Raw genomic sequence first — 12,016 nt, forward strand, 5'->3', positions numbered from 1 at the left:
ATGAACTGGACCCTCGCCCTCCCGGAGATCGTGCTGGCGGTGGCCGGCCTCGGCATCCTCGTGGCCGGCGTGCTGCCGCGTCGCGACATGACCTTCCCCTGCACCATGCTGGTGCTGGGCGCCTTCGTGCTGGCGGGCGTGCTGGTGCTGGCCCAGGGCGAGGGGACCGCCTTCGGCGGCCAGTATGTGGCGGACGCCTACTCCGCCTTCATGAAGCTGCTCGCGCTGGCGGGGGCGGCGCTCGGACTCGTGCTCGCCCTCGACTGGAACCGGGCCGAGGGGCTGGCGCGCTTCGAGTTTCCGGTGCTGGTGCTCTTCGCCACGCTCGGCATGCTGGTGATGATCTCGGCGAACGACCTGATGAGCCTCTATCTCGGGCTCGAACTGCTGTCGCTGCCGCTCTACGTCATCGCCGCCTTCGCGCGCGACAACGCGCGCAGCGCCGAGGCGGGGCTGAAATACTTCGTCCTGGGCGCGCTCGCCTCCGGCCTTCTGCTCTACGGCGCCTCGCTGGTGTATGGCTTCGCCGGCACCACGAATTTCGACCGGCTGGCCGATGCGCTCTCCTCCCCGCAGGAGGTCTCGGCCGGCGTGGTGGTGGGGATCGTCTTCGTCATCGCCGCGCTGGCCTTCAAGGTGGCCGCCGTTCCCTTCCACATGTGGACGCCCGATGTGTACGAGGGCGCGCCCACCCCCGTCACCGCCTTCTTCGCCACCGCGCCCAAGGTGGCGGCGGTCGCGCTCATGGTGCGGGTGCTGGCCGGCCCCTTCGGCGAGATCCACGGACAGTGGCAGCAGGTGGTCGTGCTCGCCTCGCTCGGCTCCATGGTGCTGGGCGCGCTGGCCGCCATCGGGCAGGCGAACATCAAGCGGCTGATGGCCTATTCCTCCATCGGGCACATCGGCTTCGTGCTGATGGGCCTCGCCGTGGGCGGCGAGAGCGGGCTGCGCGGCGTGCTCGTGTACATGGCCATCTACCTGTTCATGAACCTCGGCGCCTTCGCCGTGCTGGTGGCGATGCGGCGCGAGGGCCGTGCGGTGGAGGGCGTGGCGGATCTCGCAGGGCTCGGCCGCACCGATCCGGCCATGGCGCTGGCCATGGCCGTCTTCATGTTCTCCATGGCCGGCATCCCGCCGCTCGCGGGCTTCTTCGCCAAGCTCTACGTGCTGCTGCCGGCGGTGGAGCAGGGATTCTGGATTCTCGCCGTGGTGGCGGTGCTCTCCTCCGTCGTCTCGGCCTACTACTACCTGCGCATCGTGAAGGTGATGTATTTCGACGCGCCGCTGCCCGGCTTCGCGCCGCGGCCCATGGGCGTCTCGCTGGTGCTGGCGGGCACGGGCGCTTTCACCCTCTTCTTCTTCCTGCTGCCCGCGCCGCTGCTCGCGGCCGCGCGCAAGGCGGTGGCGGCGCTGATCGGGTGAGCGCGCCGCCCTGGCGGATCGAGATCGCCGAGGAGGTTCCGAGCAGCCAGACCCTCGTGGCCGCGCGCGCCGAGGCGGGCGAGGCGGCGGGGCTGGCTCTGCTCGCGCGGCGGCAGAGCGCGGGACGCGGGCGCGAGGGGCGCGCCTGGCGCTCGCCCGCGGGCAACCTGCATCTCTCGGTGCTGCTGCGGCCTGCCGTCCCGGCCCGCGCCCTGCCGCAACTCGCCCTCCTCGCCGCCGTGGCGCTGCACGAAGCCGCCCGTCCGCGCGCGCCCGTGCGCCTCAAATGGCCCAATGACCTGATGCTGGGCGAGGCGAAGGTGGCCGGCATACTGGCCGAGGCGGCGTTGGACGCGGCGGGCGGGGTGCGGCACCTCGTGCTCGGCGTCGGCGTCAATCTCGCCACGGCGCCGCCGCTGCCCGACCGCGCGACCGCCGCCCTGGGGGCCGAGCCGCCGGAGCGTTTCGCATGGCGGTTCCTGTCCTGCCTCGGCGCCTGGCTCGACCGCCACGCGGCCGAGGGCTTCGCGCCCGTGCGCGCGGCCTGGATGGCGGCCGGCCCGGCGCCCGGCGCGCCGGTCGCCCTCCGCCGGGGCGACAGGCGGATCGAGGGGCGCTACCAAGGGCTGGCCGAGGACGGGGCGCTGCGCCTCGAACTCGACGGGCGCGTCCTCGAGCTGCACGCGGGCGAGCTGGAGGGGAATTGAATGCTTCTCGCGGTGGATGCGGGCAACACCAATGTCGTCTTCGCCGTGCATGACGGGCGGGAGTGGCGCGGGCGCTGGCGCATCGCCACCGAGGCGCAGCGCACCAGCGACGAGTATGCGGTGTGGCTGCTCGCGCTCATGCAGCACGCGGGGCTGCGCCCGGCCGAAATCTCGCGCGCGGTGATCGGCACCGTGGTGCCGGCCGCGCTCTACAACCTGCGCCGCCTCTGCCGGGACTGGTTCGACGTGGAGCCGCTCGTGGCGCGCTCCACGCTCGACTGGGGCTTCGCCATCATGGTCGAGCGCCCGCAGGAGGTGGGGGCGGACCGTCTGCTGAACGCGCTCGCCGCACACCACCATTACGGGGGGCCGCTCGTCGTCATCGACTTCGGCACCGCCACCACCTTCGACGTGGTGGACAGGGAGGGGAACTACCAGGGGGGCGTGATCGCGCCGGGCATCAACCTCTCCATCGAGGCGCTGCACAAGGCGGCGGCGCGGCTGCCGCGCATCGGCATCGGCCGGCCGCAGGCCGCCATTGGCCGCGACACGGTCTCGGCGATGCAGTCGGGCATCTTCTGGGGCTATGTCGGGCTGATCGAGGGCATCGTCGGCCGCATCCGCGCCGAGGCGGAGATGCCGGGCATGAAGGTGGTGGCCACCGGCGGCCTCGCCCCGCTGCTCGCCGAGGGAACGAGCGTGATCGAGCGCGTGGACCCCGACATCACGCTGGAGGGGCTGCGCCTGTTGGCAGCGCGCAACCCCGTTCCCATCTCGGGCAGGGACGCAACGTGACCTCACCCCCCGACATGAACGACCTCGCCTTCATCCCCCTCGGCGGCGCCGGGGAGATCGGGATGAACCTCAACGTCTATCGCTGCGACGGGCGCCTGCTGGCCGTGGATTGCGGCATCGGCTTCGGCGGGCCCGAGAATCCGGCCGTCGAGATCATGGTGCCCGATCCCGCCTGGCTGGCGGAGCGGCGGGACGCGCTGGAGGCGCTCGTCATCACCCACGCCCATGAGGACCATGTGGGGGCGGTCGCGCATCTCTGGCCCGCGCTGCGCTGCCCTGTGATCGCGGGGCCCTTCGTCTCGGCGGTGCTGCGGCGCAAGCTGGCCGAGGCCGGGCTCTCCCAGGAGGTGGAGCTCATCACCCTGCCGCGCCGCACCCGCCGCGCGCTCGGCCCCTTCGAGATCGAGTTCCTGCACGTCACCCATTCCGTGCCAGAGGCGAGCGCGCTGGTGCTGCGCACCCGTCACGGCACGGTGCTGCACACGGGCGACTGGAAGCTCGACCCGCACCCGCTGATCGGCCCGCCGACGGATGAGGCCGCCTTCGCCCGGCTGGGCGAGGAGGGGGTGCTCGCCATGGTCTGCGACAGCACCAACGCGCTGGTGGAGGGCCATTCGGGCAGCGAGGGCGAGGTGCGGCGCAACCTCGCCGCGCTGATTCGCGGCCTCAAGGGGCGCGTCGCCGTCACCTGCTTCGCCACCAACCTCGCGCGGGTGGAGAGCATCGCGCTCGCCGGCATGGCGGCGGGGCGGGAGGTGGCGCTGTTCGGCCGCAGCCTGCGCAACGCGGTGCAGGCGGCGCGCGAATGCGGCTACCTCGAGGCCGTGCCCGATTTCGTGAGCGAGGAGGAGGCGGGCTTCATCCCCGACGACAACCTGCTGCTCATCTGCACCGGCAGCCAGGGCGAGGAGCGCAGCGCGCTGGCGAAGATCGCCGCCGACACCCATCCCAACATCTCGCTCGGCCGGGGCGATACGGTGATCTTCTCCTCGCGCATGATCCCGGGCAACGAGCGCGCCATCCTGCGCCTGCAGGACGAGCTCTCGCGCCGCGGCTGCCGGGTGATGACGGCGGAGGACCATGCCGTGCACGTCTCCGGCCATCCGGCGCGGGACGAGCTGAAGCGCCTCTACGAACTGGTGCGGCCGCGCTTCGCCATCCCCGTGCATGGCGAGTGGCGGCACCTCTCGGAACATGCCGCCCTGGCGCGCGAATGGGGCGCGCGGCCCATCCTGGTGGAGGATGGCGACGTGGTGCGCCTCAGCGGGCAGGAACCCGGGGTGGAGGGCAGCGTGCCCACGGGCCGCCTGGCGGTGGACGGCAACCGGCTCCTGCCGCTGCAGGGCGGGCTGATCGGGGCGCGCAAGCGCATGCTGTTCAACGGCATCGTCGTGGCCTCGCTCGCGGTGGACGGGGAGGGGAGGGTGCTCGGCCGCCCGCGAGTCTCCGCCCCCGGGCTCTTCGAGGCGGAGGGGCCGGAGCCGCAGCAGCTCGCCGATGAGCTGGCCCGCGGCGTGAACGAACTGCCAAAAGGGCTGCGCCGCGAGGACGAGGCGCTGGCCGAGGCGGCCCGGGGCGTGCTGCGCAAGGCGGTGGGGCGGCGGCTGCGCAAGCGCCCCAATGTCGAGGTGCATCTGCTGCGCGTGTGAGGTGTCGTGAACTGGTTCCTCTCCCTCGTCGTCTTCGCCCTGGTGTGGTGGACGGTGCTGTTCTGCGTGCTGCCGGTGGGTGTCAGGCCCGACCCGCAGGGCGACATCGAGGCCGGCGGCTGGCGCGGCGCCCCCACCCGGCCCATGCTCGGGCGCAAGCTGCTCTGGACCACCGCCATCTCGGTGGTGATCTGGGCGGGGATCTACGCCTTCGTGGAGAGCGGCGTGGTCAGCTTCCGCGACGAGTGGCTGGCCATCCCCGACCGCTGACCCGCCCGTCGGGGGAGGCGATCCGGCGGTTTCCCGCAACGCGAAATCCGGCTAGCTTCCCACCTATGCGCGCATGGATCGAGCGGAAGGGGCGGGCCGCCGCCCCGGCGAAATGGATGTTCGGCGCCCTTGTGGCGCTGGCGCCGCTGGGCGGGGCTTCGGGGCAGACGCTGCAGGAGGCGCTGGCCCGCGCCTACAGCAACAACCCCACGCTGCTCGCGGCGCGGGCGCAGCTCCGCGCCACCGACGAGGGGGTGCCCCAGGCGCTCTCGGGCTGGCGCCCCACGGTGACCATCACCGGCTCCTATGGCGTGATCGATGCGCGGAACACGCGCACGAACACCGGCTTCGATACGGCCACCAACACGCAGCGCTCGCCGGCCAACGTCACGGCCATCATCACCCAGCCGATCTTCCGCGGCGGGCGCACCGCGGCGCAGACGCGCCAGGCGGAGAACGCCGTGCTGGCGCAGCGGGCGCGGCTTCTCGCCACCGAGCAGCAGGTGCTGGCGGACGCCGTCTCCGCCTATGTGGGCGTGATCCAGAACGCCGAGCTGGTGCGGCTCAACACCAACAACGAGCAGGTGCTGCGCCGCCAGCTCCAGGCCACCAACGAGCGGTTCCGGGTGGGCGAGATCACCCGCACCGACGTGGCGCAGGCGGAAAGCCGCCTCGCGGGCGCGGGCACGGCGCGGGTGCAGGCGGAGGGCAATCTGCAGGTGGCGCGCGCGGTGTTCCAGCGCGTGATCGGCGAACCGCCGGGCCGGCTCGCCACGCCGCAGCCGCTGCGCACCCCCGTGCGCAGCGCCGCCGAGGCCCAGCAGATGGCCTCCACCAGCAACCCGACGGTGGTGGCGGCGCTGTTCGCCGCCGCGGCGGCGCGGGACAACATCGACGTGCAGATGGCCGCGCTGATGCCGCAACTCAGCGCCTCGGCCCAGGCCTTCCGGCAGGACAACCAGCTCGGCCGCAATACCCGGCAGACGGCGGGGCAGGCCACCATCAACCTCTCCGTGCCGATCTATCAGGGCGGGGCGGAACACTCGCAGGTGCGCCAGGCGCGCCAGGTGGCGCAGCAGCAGCTCGCAGCGGTGGACGAGGCGCGCCGCACCGCCGCCCAGCAGGCCGCCGCCGCGTGGGAGAACCTGCGCAGCGCCCGCGCCGCGGTGGAGAGCGTGCGCGCCCAGATCCGCGCCGCCGAGATCGCGCTGGACGGCGTGCAGCGCGAGGCCATCGTGGGCAGCCGCACCACCCTCGACGTGCTGAACGCCGAGCAGGAGCTGCTGAACGCGCGCACCAGCCTCGTCAACGCGATCGCAACGGTGATTACGGCCTCCTACGCGCTGGCCGGGACGGTGGGGCGGCTCACCGCGCAGGATCTCGGCCTGCCCGTGGAGGTCTATGACATGACGGCCTACTACAACGCGGTGCGCAACCGGTGGGCGGGGGTGGGCGACCTCTCCGGCGTCGCCCTGCGCCCCGCCGCGGCCGAGGGGCGCTGACCATGAGCGGCACGCCCCCCGCGAGCGACCCCTCGATGGACGACATCCTCGCCTCCATCCGCAAGATCCTGAACGAGGACGATCCGCCCCCCTCTGCCGCGCCGCCGCCCGCCGCGCCGGAGGCGGAGGAGCCCCTCGTGCTGACCTCCGAGATGATGATCGCCCCGCCGCCCGTCACGGCCGCTGTCGCGCCGGAGCCCGCGCCCATGCCTGCCCCCATGCCCGCGCCCCTCGCGGCCCCGGCCGCCCCCAGCCTCGTCGCGCCTGCCGCCGCGGCCGCCGCGGCCGCCGCGCTGGGCGAACTCTCCCGCGCCGTGGGGCAGGAGCGCGCGACGCCCATCGCGCGCACCCCGGGCATCACCCTCGAGGAGATGGTGCGCGAGGAGCTGCGCCCCATGCTCAAGCAGTGGCTCGACGAGAATCTCGCCCCGATGGTGGAACGGCTGGTCCGCGCCGAGATCGAGCGCGTGATGGCGCAGGCGCGCTGAGCCGCCCCGCGCCCGCGCCCCCTTGACGGGGCGCGGCGCGCAGTGGACCTCTGCGCCATGCTCGACAAGGCCTTCGACCCCGCGGCGATGGAGGCGCGGCTCTACGCCGCCGCCGAGGCCGCCGGCGTCTTCTCCGCCGATCCCGCCCGCCCCGCCGCGCCCTTCACCATCGTCATCCCGCCGCCCAACGTCACGGGCAGCCTGCACATCGGCCATGCGCTGAACAACACGCTGCAGGATGTGCTGGTGCGCTGGCGCCGCATGCAGGGGCGCGATGCGCTCTGGATGCCCGGGACCGACCACGCGGGCATCGCGACGCAGATGGTGGTGGAGCGGCTGCTTGCCGCCCAGGGCCAGGAGCGCCGCGCCATGGGGCGCGAGGCCTTCCTCAGGCGCGTCTGGGAATGGAAGGCGGAGAGCGGCGGCGCCATCACCCGGCAGCTTCGCCGCCTCGGCGCCTCGCTCGACTGGCCGCGCGAGCGCTTCACCATGGATGAGGGGCTCTCGCGCGCCGTCATCGAGGTCTTCGTCACGCTGCACAAGCAGGGGCTGATCTATCGCGACCGCCGGCTGGTGAACTGGGACCCCAAGCTGCTCACCGCCATCTCCGACCTCGAGGTGGAAAGCCGCGAGGTGAAGGGCACGCTCTGGACGCTGCGTTACCCCATCGAGGGCGCGCCGGGCCGCTTCATCCAGGTCGCCACCACGCGGCCCGAGACGATGCTGGGCGACACGGCCGTGGCCGTGCACCCCGATGATCCGCGCTTCGCCGACCTGGTCGGCCGGTTCGCCATCCTGCCGCTGACGGGCCGGCGCATTCCCATCATCGCCGACGCCTACTCCGACCCCGAGAAGGGCACGGGCGCGGTGAAGATCACCCCCGCGCACGATTTCAACGACTTCGAGGTGGGCCGCCGCCATGGCCTGCCCATGCCGAACGTCCTCGACCCCGAGGCGCGCATCTGCCTCGAGGAGATCGCGGGCGAGCTGGCGGAGATTCCGGGCGTGGCGGAGCCCGACTTCGTGCGCGCGCTGGCCGGGCAGGAGCGCTTCGCCGCGCGCAAGGCGATCCTCGAGAAGCTGGAGGCGCTGGGCCTTCTGGAGAAGGCCGAGCCGCACACCCACCAGGTTCCGCATGGCGACCGCGGCGGCGTGCCGCTCGAGCCGCGCCTGACCTGGCAGTGGTATTGCGACGCGGCGACGCTGGCCAGGCCCGCCATCGAGGCGGTGGAGACGGGCCGCACCGTCTTCGTGCCCAAGCAGTGGGAGAACACCTTCTTCGCCTGGATGCGCGACATCCAGCCCTGGTGCATCTCGCGCCAGCTCTGGTGGGGCCACCAGATCCCCGCCTGGTACGGCCCCGACGGGCACATCTTCGTCGAGCGCACGCAGCAGGAGGCGGAGGCCGCCGCCCGCGCCCATTACGGGCGGGAGGTGGCGCTGCGCCGCGACGAGGACGTGCTGGACACCTGGTTCAGCTCCGCGCTCTGGCCCTTCTCCACCCTCGGCTGGCCCGAGCGCACGCCGGAACTCGCGAAGCACTACCCCACGGATGTGCTGGTCACGGGCTTCGACATCATCTTCTTCTGGGTGGCCCGGATGATGATGATGGGCCTGCACTTCATGGGCGAGGTTCCGTTCCGACACGTCGTCATCCACGGGCTGGTGCGCGACGAGCGCGGGCAGAAGATGTCCAAGTCCAAGGGGAACGTGATGGACCCCCTGGAGCTGATCGACGCCTATGGCGCGGATGCGGTGCGCTTCACGCTCTGCGCGCTGGCTTCGCCGGGGCGGGACATCAAGCTCTCGAAGCAGCGGATGGAAGGCTACCGCGCCTTCGCCACCAAGCTGTGGAACGCGGCGCGCTTCCTCGAGATGAACGGGGTGCGCCCCGATCCGGCCTGGAAGCCCGCGGACGCCAAGGGCATGCTCGCGCGCTGGCTGCTGGAGAAGGCGGATGCGGCGGCCTTCGAGGCGAACCGCTCGCTCGAGGCCTTCCGCTTCGACGACTACGCCTCCGGCCTCTACGCCTTCCTCTGGAACACCTATTGCGACTGGTTCATCGAGTTCGCCAAGCCCGTGCTGAACGGGCCCGACGGGCCGGAGAAGGAGGAGGTGCGGGGGGTGGCGCAGCATGTGCTGGGCCTCGCGCTGCGCCTGCTGCATCCGGTGATGCCCTTCGTCACGGCGGAGCTGTGGGAGAAGCTGGGCTACGGGGATGCGGTGGCGCTGACCACGACTCCCTATCCGGAGGGGCGCGAGGCCGCCGCGGAGGCCGGCGCCGCGCTGGTGGACCAGGCCATCGAGGCGATCAGCGCCATCCGCTCGGCGCGCTCCACGCTGAACGTGCCCGCATCGGCCGTGCTGCCGCTGCGCGTGAGCGGGGCGCAGACGCAGGGCATCCGCGCCTTCGCGCCGCAGATCATGCGCCTCGCGCGCGTCGCCGAGCCGGAGTTCGTGGCCGCCGCCGCCGAGGGCGCGGGCCCCGGCGCCTTCTGCGCCGCGATGGGGGCGGAGCTGTTCCTGCCGCTCGCGGGCGTGGTGGACCTCGCCGCCGAGCGCGCGCGCCTCGGAAAGGAGCGCGCGCGCGCGGAGGCCGAGCGCGCCAAGCTCGAAGCCAAGCTCGCCAACCCCGGCTTCCGGGCCAAGGCCGAGGAGGCCGTGGTGGCCGAGACCGAGGAACGGCTGCAGGATGCCGCGGCCGAGATCGCCCGCCTCGACGCCGCGCTCACGCGCATCGCCAACTGAACCAGCCTCGAAGGAAACGCCGATGACCCAGTGGGACAAGTCCAGGCTGCCGAGCCGCCATGTGAGCGTGGGGCCGGAGCGCGCGCCGCACCGCAGCTACTACTACGCGATGGGCATGACGAAGGAGGAGATCGCCTCGCCGCTGGTCGGCGTCGTCTCCTGCTGGAACGAGGCCGCGCCCTGCAACATCGCCCTCAGCCGCCAGGCGCAGGCCGCCAAGCGCGGCGTGAAGGAGGCCGGCGCGGCGCCGCGCGAGTTCACCACCATCACGGTGACCGACGGCATCGCCATGGGCCATCAGGGGATGAAATCCTCCCTCGTCTCGCGCGAGGTGATCGCGGATTCCATCGAGCTGACCATGCGCGGCCACTGCTACGACGCGCTGGTGGGGCTCGCGGGCTGCGACAAGTCGCTGCCGGGCGTGATGATGGTGATGCTGCGCCTGAACGTGCCCTCCGTGTTCATGTATGGCGGCTCGATCATGCCCGGGAAGTTCCGCGGCAAGGACGTGACGGTGCTGGACGTGTTCGAGGCGGTGGGCACCCACGCCGCGGGCCGGATGAGCGATGCGGAGCTGGAGGAGCTGGAGCAGCACGCCTGCCCCGGCGCCGGCGCCTGCGGCGGGCAGTTCACCGCCAACACCATGGCCTGCATCAGCGAGGTGATCGGCCTCGCGCTGCCCTATTCGGCCGGCGCGCCCGCGCCGGACGAGGAGCGCGACGCCTACGCCTACCGCTCCGGCCGGGCGGTGGTGGAGCTGCTGCGCGCCAACATCCGCCCGCGCGACATCGTGACCCGGAAGGCGCTGGAGAATGCGGCGCGCATCGTGGGCGCGACGGGCGGCTCGACCAATGCGGCGCTGCACCTGCCCGCCATCGCGCACGAAGCGGGCATCGACTTCCCGCTGGAAGAGGTGGCGCGGCTGATGCGCGACACGCCCCACATCGCCGACCTCAAGCCCGGCGGGCGCTATGTGGCGATGGACGTGCACCGCATCGGCGGCGTGCCCGTGATCATCAAGTCGCTGCTGGAGGGCGGGCTGCTGCACGGTGACTGCCTGACCGTGACGGGCAAGACGCTCGCGGAGAACCACAAGGACGTGGTGTTCCCCACCAACCAGGACGTGGTGCGCCCCGTCTCCAAACCCATCTCGAAGATCGGCGGCGTGGTGAGCCTGTTCGGCAACCTCGCCCCCGATGGCGCGATCGTGAAGATCGCAGGCATGCAGAACCTGCGCTTCGAGGGCACGGCGCTGTGCTTCGACTGCGAGGAGGACGCCTTCGCCGCCGTGGAGGCGCGCGCCTACAAGCCCGGCGACGTGATCGTGATCCGCTACGAGGGGCCCAAGGGCGGGCCCGGCATGCGCGAGATGCTCTCCACCACCAGCGCGATCTACGGCCAGGGCATGGGCGACAAGGTGGCGCTGATCACCGATGGCCGCTTCTCGGGCGCCACGCGCGGCTTCTGCATCGGCCATGTGGGGCCGGAGGCCGCGGTGGGCGGGCCCATCGGGCTGCTGAAGAACGGCGACCGCATCGTGATAGACGCCGAGAAGGGCACGATCGACGTGCTGCTGAGCGAGGAGGAACTCGCGAAGCGCCGGGCGGAGTGGACGCCGCGCGGGCACGACTTCAACTCCGGCGCGCTCTGGAAATACGCGCAGACCGTGGGCCCCGCCCGCTATGGCGCGGTGACGCATCCGGGCGCGAAGGCGGAGACGCACACCTACGCCGATATCTGATGCGGCGCGCCCGGCGTTGACCGGGCGTTAACCTCGCTTCGGCATCCTGCGCGCGACAACGCCCGACAGGATGCCGGACGATGACTGAACCCGCCGTGGCGGAGGCGCTCGCGCCCGCCATGACCCCCGCCGAAATCCGCCTGCTGCGGGAAGCCGCTTCGCGCGCCGCTTCGGCGGTCGAGTTCGGCGCGGGCGGCAGCACCATCCTGCTTCTCGAGGCGGTGGAGGGGCCGCTCGTCTCCGTGGAGAGCGACTCCGCCTGGCTCGCGCGGCTCGGCGCGCATCCCCTCTGCCGCACCGCCCGGGATTCAGGGCGCTGGTTCCCGCTGCACGCCGATCTCGGCCCGGTCGGGGCCTGGGGCTATCCGGCCGACCCGCGCCGACATGCGGACGGGCATCTCTACTGGAACGCGCCCTGGGATCTCTGCACCGAGCCCGGCCTCGTGCTGGTGGACGGGCGCTTCCGCGTGGCCTGCGCGCTGGCCGCGCTGGCGCGCGTCGCGCCGGGCGGCTTCGTCGCGGTGCATGATTTCTGGGGCCGCAACGCCTACCGCGTTCTGCTCGACCATGCGGAGCTGGCCGCGACGGCGGCCAGTCTCGTGCTGCTGCAGCGCCGGCCCGGCGCGCCGCCGCCATCGCCGGAGGCCTTCGGGCGCGATCCGCGATGACGCCGCGCGCCGCGCAACCCTTCCTT

At 72.5% G+C, this 12,016-nt stretch carries 10 protein-coding genes; all 10 read left to right on the top strand.

Going from position 1 to position 12,016, the window contains the following annotated elements; all coding sequences use genetic code 11:
* The 10 genes from nuoN to H596_RS20315 all read left to right on the top strand — a co-directional run bounded on the left by nuoN (position 1) and on the right by H596_RS20315 (position 11,990).
* Entirely contained in the window at positions 1-1,422 is a 1,422-nt protein-coding gene (nuoN, locus tag H596_RS0105945; RefSeq protein ID WP_027284111.1) for an NADH-quinone oxidoreductase subunit NuoN, read from the top strand.
* On the top strand, positions 1,419-2,129 hold the full coding sequence (locus H596_RS0105950; RefSeq protein ID WP_027284112.1) for a biotin--[acetyl-CoA-carboxylase] ligase: 711 nt from the start codon (positions 1,419-1,421) through the stop codon (positions 2,127-2,129). Before nuoN ends, H596_RS0105950 begins: the two co-directional genes overlap by 4 nt.
* The gene (locus H596_RS0105955) at positions 2,130-2,924 is read left to right on the top strand and encodes a type III pantothenate kinase (protein ID WP_027284113.1); all 795 of its coding nucleotides are present in this window, start codon (positions 2,130-2,132) and stop codon (positions 2,922-2,924) included. It abuts the gene before it with no gap.
* Between the two features lie 14 nt (positions 2,925-2,938).
* Positions 2,939-4,573 (top strand): ribonuclease J, encoded by a 1,635-nt coding sequence (locus H596_RS0105960; RefSeq protein ID WP_027284114.1) that lies wholly within the window; start codon positions 2,939-2,941, stop codon positions 4,571-4,573.
* A 6-nt stretch (positions 4,574-4,579) separates the two neighbouring features.
* A complete protein-coding gene (locus tag H596_RS0105965) occupies positions 4,580-4,843 on the top strand; it encodes a DUF1467 family protein (RefSeq protein ID WP_027284115.1) in 264 nt (87 codons plus the stop codon).
* 65 nt (positions 4,844-4,908) lie between these two features.
* Complete coding sequence (locus tag H596_RS20310) at positions 4,909-6,345, top strand: TolC family outer membrane protein (RefSeq protein WP_245583959.1); 1,437 nt, start codon at positions 4,909-4,911, stop codon at positions 6,343-6,345.
* A gap of 2 nt (positions 6,346-6,347) precedes the next feature.
* Positions 6,348-6,833: a DUF2497 domain-containing protein gene (locus tag H596_RS0105975; RefSeq protein ID WP_037300218.1), complete on the top strand. Its 486-nt coding sequence runs from the start codon at positions 6,348-6,350 to the stop codon at positions 6,831-6,833.
* A gap of 57 nt (positions 6,834-6,890) precedes the next feature.
* A complete protein-coding gene (locus tag H596_RS0105980) occupies positions 6,891-9,581 on the top strand; it encodes a valine--tRNA ligase (RefSeq protein WP_027284117.1) in 2,691 nt (896 codons plus the stop codon).
* 22 nt (positions 9,582-9,603) lie between these two features.
* Positions 9,604-11,322, top strand: coding sequence for a dihydroxy-acid dehydratase (ilvD, locus tag H596_RS0105985; protein ID WP_027284118.1), 1,719 nt, complete (start codon positions 9,604-9,606; stop codon positions 11,320-11,322).
* An 80-nt stretch (positions 11,323-11,402) separates the two neighbouring features.
* Positions 11,403-11,990, top strand: coding sequence for a hypothetical protein (locus tag H596_RS20315; protein WP_051212458.1), 588 nt, complete (start codon positions 11,403-11,405; stop codon positions 11,988-11,990).
* Positions 11,991-12,016 lie beyond the last annotated feature (26 nt).

The sequence above is a fragment of the Rubritepida flocculans DSM 14296 genome, assembly GCF_000425365.1.
In the GTDB taxonomy this organism is placed as follows: domain Bacteria; phylum Pseudomonadota; class Alphaproteobacteria; order Acetobacterales; family Acetobacteraceae; genus Roseococcus; species Roseococcus flocculans.